At 63.5% G+C, this 17693-nt stretch carries 15 protein-coding genes; 5 read left to right on the top strand and 10 right to left on the bottom strand.

Translation table 11 applies throughout. From position 1 onward, the window contains the following. Window positions 1-9 precede the first annotated feature (9 nt). The 3 genes from leuD to ACO1XS_RS06075 are packed head-to-tail and all read right to left on the bottom strand — an operon-like array spanning window position 10 to window position 2922. Window positions 10-624 carry a 3-isopropylmalate dehydratase small subunit gene (leuD, locus tag ACO1XS_RS06085; protein ID WP_331571842.1) on the bottom strand — a complete coding sequence of 205 codons (615 nt, stop codon included), beginning with the start codon at window positions 622-624 and terminating at the stop codon, window positions 10-12. Then, window positions 621-2039, bottom strand: a complete 1419-nt coding sequence (leuC, locus tag ACO1XS_RS06080; RefSeq protein WP_486390225.1) for a 3-isopropylmalate dehydratase large subunit — start codon at window positions 2037-2039, stop codon at window positions 621-623. The genes leuD and leuC overlap by 4 nt, the downstream gene beginning before the upstream one ends. Before the next feature lie 4 nt (window positions 2040-2043). Then, window positions 2044-2922, bottom strand: coding sequence for an alpha/beta fold hydrolase (locus ACO1XS_RS06075; RefSeq protein WP_331571838.1), 879 nt, complete (start codon window positions 2920-2922; stop codon window positions 2044-2046). Between the two features lie 111 nt (window positions 2923-3033). On the opposite strand from ACO1XS_RS06075, the gene ACO1XS_RS06070 reads away from it, so the two are divergent. Further along, the gene (locus ACO1XS_RS06070; protein WP_331571836.1) at window positions 3034-3936 is read left to right on the top strand and encodes a LysR family transcriptional regulator; all 903 of its coding nucleotides are present in this window, start codon (window positions 3034-3036) and stop codon (window positions 3934-3936) included. A 434-nt stretch (window positions 3937-4370) separates the two neighbouring features. Here ACO1XS_RS06070 and ACO1XS_RS06065 read toward each other — a convergent pair whose 3' ends face one another. From ACO1XS_RS06065 to ACO1XS_RS06040, 6 genes are all read right to left on the bottom strand, one after another. Beyond that, window positions 4371-4796, bottom strand: coding sequence for an organic hydroperoxide resistance protein (locus ACO1XS_RS06065; protein WP_331571832.1), 426 nt, complete (start codon window positions 4794-4796; stop codon window positions 4371-4373). Between the two features lie 314 nt (window positions 4797-5110). Beyond that, window positions 5111-5677: a TetR/AcrR family transcriptional regulator gene (locus ACO1XS_RS06060; protein WP_331571830.1), complete on the bottom strand. Its 567-nt coding sequence runs from the start codon at window positions 5675-5677 to the stop codon at window positions 5111-5113. A gap of 78 nt (window positions 5678-5755) precedes the next feature. Then, window positions 5756-8134, bottom strand: coding sequence for a penicillin acylase family protein (locus ACO1XS_RS06055; RefSeq protein ID WP_486390279.1), 2379 nt, complete (start codon window positions 8132-8134; stop codon window positions 5756-5758). An 88-nt stretch (window positions 8135-8222) separates the two neighbouring features. After that, on the bottom strand, window positions 8223-9332 hold the full coding sequence (locus tag ACO1XS_RS06050) for an aromatic ring-hydroxylating dioxygenase subunit alpha (protein WP_331571828.1): 1110 nt from the start codon (window positions 9330-9332) through the stop codon (window positions 8223-8225). Window positions 9333-9494: 162 nt separating this feature from the next. Then, the gene (locus tag ACO1XS_RS06045; RefSeq protein WP_331571826.1) at window positions 9495-10715 is read right to left on the bottom strand and encodes an MFS transporter; all 1221 of its coding nucleotides are present in this window, start codon (window positions 10713-10715) and stop codon (window positions 9495-9497) included. Between the two features lie 80 nt (window positions 10716-10795). Further along, on the bottom strand, window positions 10796-12901 hold the full coding sequence (locus ACO1XS_RS06040) for a hypothetical protein (protein ID WP_486390224.1): 2106 nt from the start codon (window positions 12899-12901) through the stop codon (window positions 10796-10798). Between the two features lie 240 nt (window positions 12902-13141). Between ACO1XS_RS06040 and ACO1XS_RS06035 the strand changes: the two genes are divergently transcribed. From ACO1XS_RS06035 to ACO1XS_RS06020, 4 genes are all read left to right on the top strand, one after another. Continuing rightward, on the top strand, window positions 13142-14065 hold the full coding sequence (locus ACO1XS_RS06035) for a class I SAM-dependent methyltransferase (RefSeq protein WP_331571822.1): 924 nt from the start codon (window positions 13142-13144) through the stop codon (window positions 14063-14065). 168 nt (window positions 14066-14233) lie between these two features. Continuing rightward, window positions 14234-14476 (top strand): DUF3311 domain-containing protein, encoded by a 243-nt coding sequence (locus ACO1XS_RS06030; protein WP_173256500.1) that lies wholly within the window; start codon window positions 14234-14236, stop codon window positions 14474-14476. Further along, window positions 14473-16023 (top strand): monocarboxylate uptake permease MctP, encoded by a 1551-nt coding sequence (gene mctP / locus ACO1XS_RS06025; protein ID WP_331571820.1) that lies wholly within the window; start codon window positions 14473-14475, stop codon window positions 16021-16023. The genes ACO1XS_RS06030 and mctP overlap by 4 nt, the downstream gene beginning before the upstream one ends. A 59-nt stretch (window positions 16024-16082) precedes the next feature. Next, on the top strand, window positions 16083-17192 hold the full coding sequence (locus tag ACO1XS_RS06020) for an FUSC family protein (RefSeq protein WP_331571818.1): 1110 nt from the start codon (window positions 16083-16085) through the stop codon (window positions 17190-17192). A 52-nt stretch (window positions 17193-17244) separates the two neighbouring features. Here ACO1XS_RS06020 and ACO1XS_RS06015 read toward each other — a convergent pair whose 3' ends face one another. Beyond that, window positions 17245-17676 carry a VOC family protein gene (locus ACO1XS_RS06015; RefSeq protein WP_331571816.1) on the bottom strand — a complete coding sequence of 144 codons (432 nt, stop codon included), beginning with the start codon at window positions 17674-17676 and terminating at the stop codon, window positions 17245-17247. Window positions 17677-17693 lie beyond the last annotated feature (17 nt).

Here is a 17693-nt window from a genome sequence, read left to right as displayed (position 1 = left end):
GATGGGCGCTTACATCACGCGCGCCCAGGGATGTCGGACAAAATGCGACTGTTCGAAGGCTTCGATTGCGGCGAGTGAGTCGAGCGTCAGGTCCACGGTGTCCATGCCTTCGATGACCATGCGCTTGTGGCGCGCGCAGATCGTATACGCATAGCGTTCGCCCGACGCGGAACTCACCGTCTGTTGATCGAGATCGATCGAGAGCGATGCGCCGGGCGATTCGATCGCCGAGCGCGTCAGCGCGTCGATTGCGTCACGCGCGAGCGGTACGAGCAGCAGGCGGTTGTTCATTGCGTTCGAATAGAAGATCTCTGCGAAGCTCGGCGCGATCACGGCCTGGAATCCGTATTGCTGCAGACCCCATACCGCGTGCTCGCGGCTCGATCCGCAGCCGAAGTTGGCGCCGCCGATCAGGATGCGCGCGCTCGCATAAGCGCGCTGATTGAGCACACACTCCGCGCGAGGCTCACCCGACTCGTCGAAGCGCAGGTCGTACAACAGACCGTCGGCGAGACCTGCTTTATCGATGACGCGCAGGAACTGCTTCGGCATGATCTGGTCGGTGTCGAGATTGTCGATGGGCAACGGAAGGGCGCTGCCTTGAATAGTCGTGAGCCGGGTCATGGTGTGGGGGCCTCGAGCGTGCGGACATCGGTGATGCGGCCAGTGATGGCGGCCGCTGCGGCCATCGCGGGACTCATCAGATGCGTGCGGCCGCCGCGTCCCTGGCGGCCTTCGAAATTGCGGTTGGTGGTGGACGCACAGCGCTCGGAGGCACCGAGCACGTCGTCGTTCATCGCGAGGCACATCGAGCAGCCCGGCTCGCGCCATTCGAAGCCCGCATCGACCAGCGTCTTTGCGATGCCTTCCCGTTCGGCTGCCCGGCGAACGCTGCCCGAACCCGGCACGACCATCGCGCGCACACCCGGCGCGACGCGCTTGCCCCGTACGATGGCAGCCACCGTGCGCAAGTCTTCGATGCGCCCGTTGGTGCAAGAACCAACGAATACGCGATCGATGGGCGTGCCGGCCATCGGTCGATTCGGTGCGAGGTCCATGTATGCGAGCGCGCGGCGCAGCGACGCCGCAGCTTCCGGTGTCGTTTGTGCACCTTCGTCGGGAATCGGCTCATCGATGGCGACGGCCTGGTCGGGGCTCGTGCCCCAGGTGACGAATGGGGCGATGTGCCGCGCGTCGAAATGGTGTTCGACGTCGAAGCGCGCGCCGGCGTCGGAATGCAGGGCGCGCCAGTCTTCGAGCGCATCTCGCCAAGCCGATTCGTCGAATGAAGGCGCGTGGGCACGCACGTATTCGAAGGTGGTCGCGTCGGGCGCAATGAGCGCGGCGCGCGCACCGGCTTCGACCGTCATGTTGCACAAGGTCATGCGTGCCTCGGCAGACAGCGATTCGATCGTCGAGCCGGTGAATTCGACGGCATATCCGCGTGCCCCTTGCGCGCCGATCTTGCTGATGACCCAGAGGATGAGGTCCTTCGACGACGTGCCGTACGGCAGTGCGCCCTCGATCGTGATTCGCATGGTCCGCGCCAGCCGATACACGAGCGTTTGCGTCGCGAGCACCTGCTCGACTTCCGATGTGCCGATGCCAAAGCCCAATGCGCCGAGCGCCCCGTACGTGGTGGTATGGCTGTCGCCGCACAGCACGACCATGCCCGGACGAATCAGCCCGAGTTCCGGCGCGACGATGTGTTCGATCCCTTGTAGCGGATCGTTCGCCGCCAGGAGCTGGATGCCGGCTCGCTCGCAGTTGCGCGCGAGGTTCGTCGCCTGCATGAGCGATGCCGCATCGCGAATCACGCGCGGCGACTCGGCATGAGTAGGAATGATATGGCTCACGACGGCCAGTTGCTGTCGCGGACGGCGCACCGGGCGGCCGCGTGCTTCAAGCGCGCTGAACGCTTGCGGACTGGTGTACTCGTTCATCAGATGAAGGTCGGCGTACAGCAGCACGTTGTGCTCGTCGATATGCAGCACCGTGTGCGAATCGACGAGCTTGTCGTAAAGGGTTCGTTCGGACATGACCTCACTCGTTGAGAAAAGGCAGCACGCGTTCGAGCAGGAGCTCGGGCGCTTCCTCGGGGATGTAGTGGCCGCAAGGCAGCGCTTCGCCGTGCACGCCTGGGGCATAGGGCCGCCACTCGGCGAGCGGATCGAAGCATTGTTCGATGACACCTTGCGCGCCCCACAACGCCAGGAACGGGCAAGCGATTCGCTGCCGGGAAGCGAGCGTCGCGCGATCGTGTTCGAGATCGATCGTGACGCTCGCGCGGTAGTCCTCGCAGATGCCGTGCGCGGTATCGGGATCGGAGAGGCACCGCAGATATTCCGCGTAAGCCGCTACCGTGAACGGCGCGAGGCCGGCGCTGCGCGCACCGATGGTCTGCTTGAGATAGAGGTCGGGGTCCGCGCGCATCAGTGTTTCCGGGAACGGCGCGGGGCGCACGAGCATGAACCAGTGCCAATAGGCACGCGCGAAGTCGAACGAGGTCTTTTCGTACATCGCCAGCGTCGGAGCGACATCGAGCGTCACGAGGCGCGTGACCGCTTCGGGATGGTCGAGCGCCATGCGCACGGCGACGCGCCCGCCGCGATCGTGGCCCATTACCGCAAACGTCTCATGGCCGAGGCCGCGCATCAGTTCGATTTGATCGAGCGCCATGCGGCGCTTCGCGTAGTTGGCATGATCGGCTGCGCCCGGCGGCTTGCCGCTGTCGCCGTACCCGCGCAAGTCGGCGGCGATCACCGTGAAATGTTCGGCCAGCGCCGGTGCCACTTTGTGCCAGATCGCATGCGTTTGCGGATGCCCGTGCAACAGTAGGAGGGACGGCCCGCGTCCGCCCTGGATGGCGTTGATGCGTATGCCATCGACGGTCGTCGATACCTTCGTGAAGCCTTCGAACATGGTTGTCTCCTCAGGGTGATTCGAGTCTAATTGATGAATGACGCGATTGGGTTTCCAGGAATTTATTTCGGCCGTAACTTTTAGGAACGAATTGGGGCAGAGGGGTGAGAGATGGACGGTTTCTCGGACTTGAACGTGTTTGCGCTAGTCGCGCGGCATCGGAATTTGGCTGCCGCGGCGCGCGAATTGGGCGTCACGCCGCCTGCGGTCAGCAAGCGGCTCGCGCAACTGGAACGGCGCCTCGGCGTGCGGTTGATGAACCGCACGACGCGGCGTTTGAGCCTGACGCCCGAGGGTGAACTCTATCTGTCGAGCGGTTCGCGCATTCTGGATGACTTATCGGAACTGGAACATCTCGTCGCCCAAAGCCGCGGCGAACCGACGGGATTGTTGCGTGTGAACGCATCGTTCGGATTTGGGCGGGCGCGGATTGCGCCGGCGGTATCGGCGTTCGTCGCGCGTTATCCCGCGATGAAAATCCTGCTGCATCTGACGGAGCGGCCGATGAATCTGCAGCACGAGGGGTTCGATCTCGGCATCCGGTTCGGGGAGGTGCCCGATGCGCGGATCAATTCGCGGCTGCTCCTCGAAAACCGGCGATGGGTGTGTGCATCGCCCGAGTACGTGGCGCGGTGCGGCGAGCCTGCCGTGCCGCACGATCTGACGCGACACGCGTGCATCGTGCTGCGTGAGAACGAGTCGGCTTATGGCACGTGGCATTTTTCACGAGCGAAGCGTACCGAAACGGTCAAGGTCGATGGCGCATTGTCGAGCAACGACGGTAGCGTCGTGCTGCATTGGGCGCTCGAAGGGCGGGGCATCGTCGTGCGATCGCAGTGGGAGATCGAGCGCTACCTCGCGAGCGGGGAACTCGTACCGTTGCTCTCGGACTGGGCGTTGCCGGATGCCAACATCCACGCGATCTATCTCGAGCGCAATCAGCTTTCGGTCAAGCTGCGGACGTTTGTCGACTTTCTGGGTGAGTCTCTGCGTAGGCCGGCAGACGTCGCGTGAGATGGCATCCGGCCGCTGTCAGGGCTCCTCGTTTTTGCGGTCGCGAGCGGGCTGATCGGTTGGCGGTTTTTGCGGACGGATCTCCTTGGGACCGAATTCCGGGCTACCGCCCGTCACCGGCGCGCCGGGGAGATTTCCGAGCGCTCCGCCACCGCTCGCGCCCGAGCCTTCGCCGGTGCGTGAGCGATCGGTTTCGCGGCTTGTCTTTTGTTCATGGGGGGCCGGCTGTGCGGGTTGTGGGCCGGGTTTCCGGACGGACGCTTTGTCTGGCTTTTCCTCTGTCATCGGTTTCTCCCGATCGAGTTCGTTCACGCTGCGGTGACGCAAGAACAATGCCTTCGGTCGGCAGGTTTCAGGATGTCGAGGCGACGGGGCCGCCCCGGAAACCGATCGTTGGGGCAGCCCGTCGCCTATGGATCGACGGGAAGGGGCATTCAGACCAGCGTGAGCGTGACGTCGATGTTGTTTCGAGTCGCGTTCGAGTACGGGCAGACGATGTGGGCCTTGTCGACGAGGGCGCGTGCCGCTTCGCGGTCCATGCCCGGCAGCGAAATCTTCAATTCCACTTCGATGCCGAAGCCGTTCGGGATCGCGCCGATCCCAACGCTCCCCTCGATCGATACATCGGCCGGGATCGCAATCCGATCGCGCGCGGCGACGAACTTCATCGCGCCAAGAAAGCAGGCGCTATAGCCGGCCGCGAACAACTGTTCAGGGTTCGTGCCGGCTCCGCCCGCGCCGCCGAGCTCGCGCGGGGTCGTCAGCTTGAGGTCGAGATTGCCTTCGGGCACGACGGCGCGGCCGTCGCGACCGCCCGTTGCCGTTGCGTGGGCACGATAGAGAACTTTTTCAACCGACATGATGAATACTCCTTTAACGGTAAGAATCGCAAGCGGAGCCGATATTTCGCGGCCTCGCATCGCATCCGGTACGGCTTGATCAACACCTTGAACACACCACAAACCTCGGTAGGCTTGGACTTCACTACAACGTCATCGTTTCTATTGTTTCGCGAGATGCTCCACCATCGCACAGGGGGGTAGAAACCCACGAGACCGGAGGCGGTAATGCCCGCGGCCGCCGGGGCTCCTATCACGCCGCGTAGCGCAGCTTATCTATCCATAGATAGATTTGGGGCTAAAACGGCAGGGCGCTAGCAACCGCGCCCCCCACGTCACGACACTTTTTTCCAGACCAGTTCGATGTCTTCGAGCCGAGCCTTCGTATGGAAGAGCCGGCTGGCGAGCACGCTGCCCTGAAAGGCCGCGAACAACGCACGGGCCGCGTTCTGCGGTTTGCCGCTAAACGCCAGCGTGCCTTCCCGCGCGCCTTGCGCGAGGACATCGGCGAGCCATGCCTCGTTCGCCCTGAAGAACGCCTGCACCGCCTGACGAACGTTGTCCGGCAACGACCCGATGTCCGCGGCGAGCATTCCGCATAGACAAATCTGGTTGCCATCGCCAAGCGTCCCGCCGAACAGTTTCGTATAGCGGCTGAGTTTCGCATCGGCCGGCAATGCCGCGTCGATCGAATCGAGCGCACGCAGCACATTCCGGCTGTATTCGGCGACGGCCTCGAGCACCAGATCGTCCTTCGACGGAAAGTAATAGTGGATGCTCGACGTCTTGACGCCGACCAGTTCGGACAGATCGCGATAGCTGAAGCCGTGGAACCCGCGCAACATGATCAGCGTGATGGCGTGGTCCAGCAACTGCTCTCGTACGGTCGATTTCGTTTCCATGGGCGGGACTTTATCTACCTGTAGATAGATTGTCAAGCGCGAACGAGGGGGGCGGTCAGTCCGATGTGCAAGGCGGGCTCAGGGTGTCCGAGTCGCCGGCAGCAGATGAATGCGTTTCTCAGTCGCTTGTTCGACGGCGGCGCGCGTATAGAGCAACGGAAAGTACTCGCCGTTCAGCCACATTCGAGTCAGATCGCGATAATGCGGATTATCGGGATCGCCGGATTCGCCGGGCAGGTTCATCGCCCGGGAGTTGTCCCAGTTGCCCACATCGACGATCACCCGAAACGACGGACCGTTGGTCTGCCGGAAATCGCTCGCGCGATACGTCGACTGGTTGGGTGTGTACGCGCTGCCGCCTTTTGCGATGGGGCCCACATCGAGCTTGGCGCGGGTCTCATCGTCGACGAGACCGGCGAACGGATGTTCATTGAGGTTTGTCTGAAGCTTCCCCCATTGCCATGCGTCGGGATTCGAGCCTTGCAGGCGCGCCATCTCCTCATATGCGGCGCGCAGACTCGCGAGGAGAAGCGCGTCGCGCTTGGCCTGCGCGTGCTCGCCAAAACGTGCGTGCGGATGCTCGAGAGCATCGAGCATCACAGCCGTGTCCGGCGGGCCGAACGCAGCGGCGGCCGATTGCGGCAGCACGGCCCGTTTGAACGCACGGCCGAGGTGCCGGCTCAGCCATACTTCTTCCAGTGCCGCTTGTGCCGACTCCGCGCGCATTTGTGCGTCCCAGCCTTTGAGCATGGACAGCGCGGCGCGCGTGGAAGGGTCGTCGCTCGACAGCGGCGCCAGCAGTGCGACGAGCCTTCGCGCGGGAATCGATTCGATATCGTTCTGCAGTCGCTCGCTGTCTTCGATCGATACCTTCGGCAACGACCGCAGCACTTCGTCAATGCGCTGATGGCGCGATCCGTTGGTCCATTCGAAGCCGAGTTTGCGCTCGCCGTATGGGAAATCGGCGGGCAGGTTCATCTCATTGGAGGTGGTGAAATAACCGCTGCGCGGGTCGTAATCAGAAGGCATTTGATCGCGCCGCCAGAAGCCGGCCCATTCGTAGCGGCCGTCGCCCGGCACCGGCATGAGGCCGTCCCAGTTCGGGCGCTTCGGCGCGAGTCCGCTCGGCACCCAGCCGATGTGGCCGTGCGTGTCCGCATACACCTGGTTCACCGTGGGCGCACCCCAGGTCGCGAGAGCGCGTTTGAATTGAGCGAAGTTCTTGGCGCGCATATAGCGCATCGAATCGAAATACGGCGACATGCCCGGTTGCAGCCACGCCGTGCGGACCGCGAATGCTCGATTTTTTGCGCGCTCGGTATAGATGACCGGACCGTGGCGCGTGAACGCCAGTTCGGCATCGACAGGCACGTCCCCCCGCACGGCGATCTTCTCGTGCACGATATGCATCGGCTCCCAATGGCCTCGGTAGCGGTATTCGTGCAGGTTCGCAGGGTTTAGCCGGTAGACGTATAGGTCTTCCTGATCGATGTTGAAGATCGTGAGGCCATACGCGATCGAGCCGTTGTGTCCGATCGAAATGCCCGGCGCCGAGGGTTCGCCGCCGCCAATGATGTCGAGCGTCGGCGTGCTGATCTGTTGGATATAACGCAGGCTCGGCGCCGCATAGGCGCGATGCGGATCGTTGGCCATGATCGCGCGGCCTGTTGTCGATTTGCTGGGTGCCATCACCCAGTTATTGCTGCCTTCGGCGACTTCTTCCGGATTGTCGGCTGCCGCTATAGTCGTTGTGGACGCATCGGCGCTCTCGAGAGACTCCTGCGTGATGCGCACGCTCTGCGTCGCCAGTGTAAAGACCTTCAGGACGTCGTCCGGCAGACAGGGATCGAGTCCTTCGGGTATTTGCGTTTGCCAGGGAGGCTGCAAACCGAAGCGAACGGAATCGTCGGCGAGCGAGCTCTTGCAGGCGACCTTTGCGCGTGCGACTTCGCTCTTTACGTTACGTGTGAGGCCGTGACTGCGAATGCGTACGATGTCTTCGGGGTTCCATTTCGCGGGCCAGTAGCCGACTTTGCGAAACTCATAGGGCAAGCGATCGGGATGTGCGGCCAGCCAGGCGATGTACGCGTTGACGCCCGCCGCGAACCGCGTTGCGACAGGCTTTGCGTCGGGTCCGTAGCGCTTCCATTCAGCGGACATGTCGCCGCGATAGAGGAAAAGGCGCGTTGCTTCGTCTTGCTCGACGTATGCGGGACCGAAGACTTCCGCGAGTTGGCCGAGTCCGCGGCGGCGCCAGAGATCGATCTGGAACAAGCGATCGCGTGCGGCATTGAAGCCTTGTACAAAGAATGCGTCCCGCTCGTTGTCCGCGAAGATATGCGGTACGCCCCATTTATCGATGAGGATATCCGCGGGATGGACCAGGCCCTCGACGGCAATCGTCTCGTCGGGGGCGACATCGGCATAGGCGTGCTGGACGGGCAATGCGCCGAACATCGCAACGGCAAAAGCGCTCGTTAGAGCGGACCTTACCGACACTTGCTTTTCTTCTTCGGGAAGCGAGGAATACTCGATCGGCGACGCATCAACCGCCATCGCTGACTTGCCGAATGGGAATCACCGTCGGCCCGCCGCAATTGCGCAGCAGATCCCGCAACTCGTTGATGACGGGAAACACCTCGTGATTCCAGTCGGCGCCTTGCATGTCATGCGCTTCTTGTTCGCGCTCGACGATCCAGCGGTCTTCCTTGAAAATGCGCTCCGTGAACCAGACGAGCAGCGGCCACGCCAGATCCAACGCAAACGGAATGCCGGGCTTGCGAATCGAAAGCACGCCAAACGTTCGATTGGTGCGCTGCGCCGCATCCAGCGGCACATAGACGATCCACAGATCCATCACCAACGTACCGTCGCCCGAGCGTATCTGCAGCGTTTGGTACGGATAGAGCGTGCGTACCGTCATCACGTCCTTGTGATTGCGCTCGCTCTCTTTCTTGCTGGCGCCGAACACGAGCGCTTCGCCCACGGGCTGTTTGCCTTCCATGCGCGCAAACGTGTAGTCCACTTCCACCCAGTCGTCGCCGCGACGGCGACCCAACGAGCGCGCGCGCATCTGCCCCATCTGCCGCCGGTGCAGAAACTGATGATTCATATCCATCAGGTTTTCATGCATGAACGAGTAGTGGCACTTCACCTCGCGGCCGAAGCGGCGCGTTTTGTACGCTTTGTCCGCCGCGGACGTCAGCTCGGGCAGCGGCCGTTCGTCCGCCAGCGCGGCATCGCCGGGAAACACGAAGATCAAGCCGTGTGCCTCGCGGCAAGGATAGGCGCGTACACCGTTGGGCAGCCGCTCGCGCCCGAGATACGGCACGTCGACGCAGCGGCCCGTGCAGTCGTAGGTCCAACCGTGATATCCGCAGCGGATGGACTCGCCGTCCACCACGCCCGCATGCAGCGGAACTTGCCGATGCGCACAACGATCTTCGAGCGCGAACAGCGTGCCGGATTTCGTGCGTGCCAGGACGATCGGATCGCCCGCGAACCGCACCCCGAGTGTTTTACCTCGCTTCAGTTCGCTCGACCACGCGAGCGGATACCAGTGATCGGGATGGATCGGGACACGGCGCAGATCGCGCACCGGAGCGGTTACCGGCGGTTCGATCGCACTGCCATCCTGCAAAGGCACTGCATGCATGCGTGACACCTCCTTCCATAAGGGGAGCCTCCGGGCATCGCCAAGAGCAATGCGATGGCGAACGGGCATTGGGCGCAGTTTACGCGAACTTGGATGAATTGACCGAAATCTCGTCCTATCGCCGCACCGACGCGGGGCCGCCATCGGGCGGCAATGAGGCTGTCAACGCGCTCGGTCCGACCGGCGCGCGTGGCGCAAGCCGATGGCCAATGCGCTGAACGCAAGCACGACCAAAATGGCCGCGAAGACGACATCCGCCCATAGGCGCCCGACGAAGCGTGCGAGTACCGCGACGCCGACCGCCGGCAGCGAGTTGCCGCTGTAGCAGCACAGCAGGTAGGCGGACAGCAGTTCCGCGCGGCGTTCGGGGGGCGCGATCCGGTTGGCCTCCTGCAGGCTTCCCCGAAACCCGAAGGCCGATGCGATTCCGCATAGCGCCGTCGCCGATATCAACAGCACCATCGATCCGGCGAACTGTGCCCACAACAGCAACGCGAGGCTAGGCGGCAGCAGCCACAAACCGATGAACATGGTGGTGCGCGAAGCCAGCATCGGCGCGAGCGCGACCGTCGCCGCACCGACGACGAAGATTTCGGCGACAACCGCCCCGCTCAACGCGGGACTGTGTTCGTGCATGCTGTTGGCCAGCAGATTCGGCAAAAGCGCGGCATAAAAGCCGAGCAACGCAAGCGTCGCGAATGCCGTGACGGCAGGGGGAACAAACGCCGACCGGGACTCCGGGGGGATCCCAATCCGAGGCTTGTAGGAGACCTCGCCGCCCGAGTGCGCCGAAGATTCGACCGTCTCGCGGGTTCGCGCGGTGAGCACGGCCGTAACGACGAGCACCAGCAGATAGACCGCATAGACCGTATGTAGCGGCCAAGGCGCGAATTGCGCGAGCAGCCCGGCTGCCGACACGCCGACGGCAAGTCCTGCCAGATTGACGGCAGCAGCGAGACGGCTCGCGTTTGCCTTGTCGGCGGCCCCGTACAGATCGGCGATCCAGGCCGTCGCCGTGGCCGCGCCCACGCCGATTGCGAGGCCGCTTGCGGCACGCCCGAGAAACAGAAGAGCCGGGTGGAAGGCAAAGAGGAACAGCAGTGCGCTGACACCGCTCACCGCCAGCACGGTCAAGCTGACGGGCCGGCGACCGGCCTGGTCCGAGATCCGTCCGAACACGAACAGTGCAGCCAGATTGCCGACCACGTAAGTGGCATACACGAGCGTGATCGACAGTTCGGACAGGCCGAACGCGTGCTGATAGAGCGGATAGAGCGGCGTGACGATCGTGCTGCCCGCATACAGCGCGCCGAGTAGTACCGAAACCGCGACGAGCGATGTCCGGCCGTTCAATGCCGCCTTGTGCAAGGTTCGCGTGTGCATCGTTTTCCCCGCGGATTCGAACGCTTCATTGACGGAGCAAGCTTCGTTCCGCGGGAGCCGGCCGGCACAGCATCGATGGCTTATTCTTCCAGCGCCGCCCGCGTGGCGGCCTGGGCCGCTTTCTCAGCGAGGCTCGGCTCGCGGGGCGTGCCGCGGGCCTTGGCGGCGATCTCGGCAAAGAAGTCGATCGTGCCGTTCATGGCATTCACGATGCTGTTGCCGACCGGAAACGTCAGCTCCAGCGGAGGATGTTCGATCGCACGCAACTCTGCCTCGCTGATCTGGACCGTGGCATCGCCATTGCCAGCCGTGGCGTTGTGCAGCCGCTCGATCGTCTTGTTGACGATCAGCTCGGCGATGCGGCGGTTTTTCTCCTGATCCGTCGTCATTAATCCGCCCAGACCGCCAAGGTACTTGCCCGTCAAAATACCGGTGCCAAGGCTCAGAACCTCGGTTGGCGTATTCACCGCGATCATTGCGACCTTTTGCATCATCTCCGAGATCAGGTGCGCGCGCGCCAGCGCGGTCACTGGAGCGAAGGCTGCCAGACTCAGTACCTGACCGATGCCCATCGAGTTGATCGTGTCCCCGACACCGCGAGTCACTTCGAACGCTCCCTGAATCTCGTGCCCGACTTCCTTGACCAGCGCCCGAGCCGGCGTGACGTCCGACGAAGACGCACCGCTCGCCTCGGGTGCGGGGAAAAAGCCGGCCGAGCGCTGTTGAATGACAGCGGCGATCATCTGTTCCCGCGCTTTGGCCACCTCCATCGGCGCCATCGCCGCGGAGGTGGCCGTGGCGAGCACATTGGTGACGACGTTGCCGGCGATCGCTCCGCTCTTGCGGGTGACCTGCACGAGGTTCGACGGAATCGATCCGATCGCGGCGATCAAGCCGGAAACGGCGGAGTCTTTTACATCGTCCTTGACCTCCTCCATCGATTCCGGCAGCAAGCTGTTGCCTCGGAACCGCTCGATGATTCGCTTGACGAACATCGAGTCGGAGAACTCCGCCGGAGAGGGAACGGTGGAAGACGCGAATGCTTCGACGAAGCGCGTCGCCGTGCTGTCCTTGCCTAGCTTCTTGCCCACCTTCTTGACCATCGCCGAGACCGCTTTCACGTCCAGCAGATAGGCGATGAGTGTGCTGCCTCCGAGGCTCAGCGCCATGGCGGCAAGAAGTTTCCAGTCGAGTGTCTTCTGATTGAGTACGGTGTTGATCGAATGCGCGCCGAGGCGCGCACGAAGTTCGAGCGTAGCGGGGTCTTCGTCGCTGAGCGCCTTTTCGATCAACGCCGTCAGCCCGGGATGATCGGTCTCGACCTCGTACTTCGTGCCCTTGAGGAATTCGAAAGGATGCAGATCGGCTGAACGTCCATCGCTTGCGGCGCGGCCAGATATCGAAGCTTCGCCGGTTGGTTCGGATCCGCTTCGCAGTTGGCGGGCATCGAGGTTCAGACGGGCACCGTCGGCAAAGCCGCTCGGGCCTTTTTTGATCGCCTGTCGGGCACTGTAGGTGGACAGGTCGATATCTACGGACAGCGGCTCTTCGGCGCCGGGCACATCGATGTGCTGGACTTTGCAGCCTTGCTCGAACCGACGAGCATTGAGCAGGATCGATTTCTCGAGCGGCAGCGAAAGTCTCGTTCCCTTGGGCAAGTCCAGCTGATCGAGTTCACCGGGGAACTTGGCATCGACGAATTTCAGCACCGCGTTGACGAAACGATCGTTGGATCGCAGCTTGGCGTCGCTGCCGCGTGCGACAGTCCCGCCCATCACGCTCGGCAGCCGCAGGTCGGCCACCGATGGCAACGTTTCGCCGAGCACGTGCGCCTTGTCGATTCCGTGGGCGGCGGCCAACTGCTCGATATCGATCGCGATATCGTCGCGCGAAGAGGCTTGCGAGGATCGCGAGCTGGCGTTGCCTCGACTTCCATCCGACGCAATCTCGTCCTGCGAGCCACCTGTGTGCAGGCCTTGCAGTTTCGCCGTGGTGGCGCTTCTCGGCGCCGTCGTCGAGACACCCGCTCCGTCGGCGGGGCTGCTCGATGCGAACGGCGCGAGCGGCGAGTCGACGAGGCGCCTGTCGGTGCGCGAGCCGGGGTTCGGCGGGTCGATATCGATCGCGATATGCTCGGGCGAGGACGGCTCAGATGCTGGGCTGGATGACGCGATGGACTTCAACATACAAGCAAGCCTCCTTGGAAAACGCGAACGGATAGCCCCGCCATAAGCGCCGCCGCTGAGCATGCCGCCGCGAAAAAAGTCTTCGAGAATACGAGCCGCCGCGCCCGCTGCCCTATGCCTGCGGCGAAACGGCGGAGAAGAGGGCGAACACCGGCGGCGCGCGGTTGCCCGGCTTGAATGGCGCGCGATGCTATCCTCTCGTCCGATTCAACCCGGCGCGCGTGTCGCGCGACATCATCCATGACCGATCTCATCAAGCGCGCTTCGGCCGAGGCGCGCGCTTTCCGTGGCAAATCCGCCCGTTCATCCCGTCTCGAACGCGAAAGCGCGAGCATCAATGGCAAGCGTGCCGCGGCGCGCCGCGCGGCCGCACTCGACGACGCCCCGCGCATCGACGTGCCGCGCAAACCGCGATTCGCCCCCGTTACGTTCTCGGAAGAGGGCGGCGTCCGTTATCTGCATTTCGGTACTGAGTGGGTGCAAGGCGCAATGCGTATCCGAAAGCCCGATCACATCGAGCTCGAATACGCGCAGCAGATGATGGCGTGGCTGCTTTTTCTCGAAACGCCGAAGCGCATCGTCCAGCTCGGCCTCGGTACCGGCGCGCTCACGAAATTCGCCTATCGCTTCTTGCCGCGGGCGCGCGTCGACGCGGTCGAACTGAATCCCGCCGTCGTTGTTGCGGCCCGCACGATGTTCGCGCTGCCGTCCGACGATGCCCGCCTCTCGGTTCATGAAGCCGATGCCTGGGATTTCGTCAACGATCGTGCGAACCGCGGCGACGTCGGCGTCATGCAAATCGATCTTTACGACGCGACGGCCCGCGGTCCGGTGCTCGACAGTGTGGCGTTCTATCGCGCCGTGCGGGCCTGCCTGACGAACGCCGGCATGGCGACGATCAACCTCTTTGGCGATCATCCGAGCTTCGTGCGCAACATGAAGCACTTGAAGGCTGCCTTCGACGGCCGCATCGTCGCTTTGCCCGAGGTCCACGAAGGTAACCGCATCGTGCTCGCTTTCTCGGGGCCGGAGCTCGCCGTGCCGTTCACGGCGCTCAAATCGCGTGCCCGGCTGATCGAAGACAAGCTGGGCCTGCCGGCGCGCAAGTGGGTGGGCGCGCTCGAAGCCGTCCAGCCGGAGCGCACGCCCGTCTTCTCCATCTGAGCCCGTGGCGGGGCGCTCGCTTGCCAGGGTCCTCCCCGCTTGACCGGCTGCGCGGCGCTCCTATACTCTTGCGAAGCTTTATAAGATGCCCGGGAACGCACCCGCGGGGGAGGCGGACCGGTCACGATACGGGTAGCAGCTTCGATAAAGAGTAAAAGAGGAGACGTCATGGCTCACAATGCCGACGCCAATCGAGCCGCCAAACACTGGCTCTGGCTGTTAGTCATCCCCTGGATCGCCATGATCTGGGTGCCGTCGTACAACAAGGTCGACCCGCAGCTGTGGGGTTTCCCGTTCTTTTACTGGTATCAGCTCTTCTGGGTGCTCGTGAGCGCTGTCATCACGGCCTTCGTTTATCTGAAAACCAAGAATATCTCCAAGGCGAGCGCCGGAAACGGGGGCGCGCGATGAACGCCACCGCAACTATCGTCTTCGTTCTATTTTTCGTCGGTGTCACGATTCTCGGTTTCTTCGCCGCGAACTGGCGTCGCGGCGACCTCGCTCATCTCGAGGAGTGGGGCCTGGGCGGCCGGCGCTTCGGCACGATCGTCACCTGGTTCCTGCTGGGCGGCGATCTCTATACGGCCTATACGTTCGTCGCCGTCCCGGCGCTCGTGTTCGGCGCCGGCGCGATGGGCTTTTTCGCGCTGCCCTATACGATTCTCATCTATCCGTTCGCCTTCGTCGTGTTCCCGAAGCTCTGGGCCGTCGCGAAGCGCCACGGCTACGTGACCTCGGCCGACTTCGTGAGTGCGCGCTACGGCAGCCGGATGCTGGCGCTCGCCATCGCGGTGACCGGCATTCTCGCGACGATGCCCTACATCGCGCTGCAGCTCGTCGGCATCGAAGTCGTGATCGGTGCGCTCGGCTTCAATACGTCGGGCTTCGTGGGCGATCTGCCGCTCATCATCGCATTCGCGATCCTCGCAGCCTATACGTACACGTCTGGCTTGCGCGCGCCCGCAATGATCGCCGTCGTGAAGGATTTGCTGATCTACATCACGATCGCGGTAGCCATCGTGGTGATTCCGATGCAGTTGGGGGGCTTCTCCCACATCTTCAGCGCTGTGCCTCCGGCGAAACTGCTGCTCAAGGCACCGGATACCGCAAGCTTGAACGGCTACAGTGCCTACGCCTCGCTCGCGGTCGGTTCGGCGCTCGCGCTCTTTCTGTATCCGCACTCGATCACGGCGATTCTGTCGTCGTCCTCCGGCAACACGATTCGCCGCAACATGGCGATGCTGCCGGCGTACTCGCTCGTGCTCGGGCTGCTCGCGCTGCTGGGCTTCATGGCACTGGCATCGGGCGTGAAGGACATGCCGGAATTCGCGCCTTACTTCAAGGCTTTTGGCCCGAACTTCGCGGTGCCGGCGCTCTTCCTGCATTTCTTCCCGTCGTGGTTCGTCGGTGTCGCGTTCGCGGCAATCGGCATCGGGGCGCTCGTGCCGGCCGCGATCATGTCGATTGCGGCCGCCAATCTGTACACGCGCAACATCCACCGCGAGTTCGTCAACCGCAACATGACGCACGAGCAGGAGACGAATGTCGCGAAGCTGGTTTCGCTGATCGTGAAGGTCGGCGCCGTGGCATTCATCCTGGGCTTGCCGTTGACTTACGCGATCCAGCTGCAGCTGCTCGGCGGAATCTGGATCATCCAGACGCTGCCGGCCATCGTGCTCGGCCTTTACACGCGTAAGCTCGACCACCGGGGCCTGCTGGCGGGCTGGGCAGTCGGCATCGGCATCGGTACCTGGATGGCGGCCTCGCAGAGCCTCAAGAGCTCGATCTTCACGCTGCACCTGGGCGGCATGGCGATTCCCGGCTACGCCGCACTCTGGTCGCTGATCGCGAATGTCGTCGTCGCCGTGGTCGTGAGCGTCATCGTTCGCGCGATTGGGATGAGCCTCGCCGAAGACCGCACGCGTCCCGAAGACTACCTCGACGCCATCGAAAGCTGAGCACGATCCCGCGCGCACCGCAGAGGTGAGCGGTGCGCGCGGCGCTACAATGTGGCGCCATGCTCACTCACCTCCGTCCGCGCACGCTCGTCGCGCGCCTCGCGCGCGCCGTCTCGTCCCCGTACTACCGCTATCGCTATGCGCGTGCTCTGCACGCGGTGCGCGTGGGGCTGGCGATGCTCGCCTCCATTCTCGTCACGACAGGCATTCATATCCCGAACGGGATCTGGGCGTCAGTAACCGTGCTCGTCGTGATCGGCGGGCTTCAGCATCACGGCAACATCCGCAAGCGTGCGGTCGAACGCGCGCTGGGCACCGTGCTTGGGGCCGGCGTCGGCCTGTTGTTGCTGGTTCAGTTGCACGTGATCGGCTCGATGCCGCTCATGTATGTGCTCATGTCGCTCGCGGCCGGCATCTGCGGCTATTTCGCGATCGGACGGCCCGGCTATATCGCGCTTCTGGCGGCGATCACGATCTGCATCGTCGCCGGTCATGGCGAGAGCACCATCGATACTGGCCTGTGGCGCACGCTCAACGTGTTGATCGGCATCGCCGTCGCGCTCGCGTTCTCGTTCGCGCTGCCGCTTTACGCGACTTACTCGTGGCGCTATCTGCTCGCGCGCAATCTGCGCGAATGCGCGCGTCTTTACACGCGTGTCGTTACGGGTGTGCCTGTCGATCCGGGCGAGCAGCTAGCCGCGTTCGCCGCGCTGGGGCAGCGGCTCGTCAAGCTGCGCTCGCTCATGCCGTCGGTGGCCAAGGAGATCGATGTGCCGCTCAAGGAGCTCGAGTCGATCCAGCGGCTGCACCGTTCGATTTTGAGCGCACTGGAAATGATGGCGACGGCGATGCGCGCCGAGCCGCGCGGCGCGGCAACGACCGCCCGCGACGATCGGCGCACCCCCAATATTTACGCGGTCCGCACGACGCTGATCGCGATCGCCCGCGCGTTGCGTTTCGGCTCGAATACCCGGAAGTGGCTGCCGGTCACCGGCGCCTGGCCGCCCGACGCGTTGCCTATCGTGGTGAGCGGTTCCGAAGCGCTAAACGGCCCGCAGTGGCTCGCCGAGCGCTTCGCCGCGCAGGTGGACGAACTACGCGTGCTGCTCGCGCGCACCGAGAGCCACTGGAATATCGAGCGGCGATCCGCTGTGGTGGCTCAGCGCTGACCCGCTGCCTATCTCCGGACGCGGCGCCGCTGGCCGCTGCCGGGTGGGAGCGTCAGGCCGCCGCGCGTTCGGTCATCGTCTTTGCCGCCATGACCATCCACGGGATCCCGAACTTATCGGTCACCATGCCGAAGCCATTGGCAAAGAAAGTCGGTTGCCATTCGAGCCTGATTTGGCCGCCTTCGGCCAGCGCATCGAAGCGCGCCTTCGCTTCGGCCGGGTCGTCTAGCGAAAGCGACAGGCTGAACCCCGTGTGGGACTCGGGCTGCTGACCGGGGTGGCCGTCGCTTGCCATCAGCACCGCCTCGCCGACCCGGAAACTCGTGTGCATGATCTGATCGCCGTGTTCTCCCTGAGCCGCATCGGCGCCGGGGGCCTCGTTGTTGCGCAACATGAACAGCACTTCGGCGCCCAGCTTGTCCCGGTAGAAGGCGAGTGCCTCCTCGCAGCGACCATAAAAGAAGAGATAGCTCTGGACCTGCATGATCGTCTCCTTGGGTG

Source organism: Trinickia sp., from assembly GCF_057351765.1.
The sequence above is the reverse complement of the archived record's forward strand: the minus strand, read 5'-3'. Positions and strand labels throughout refer to the sequence as shown.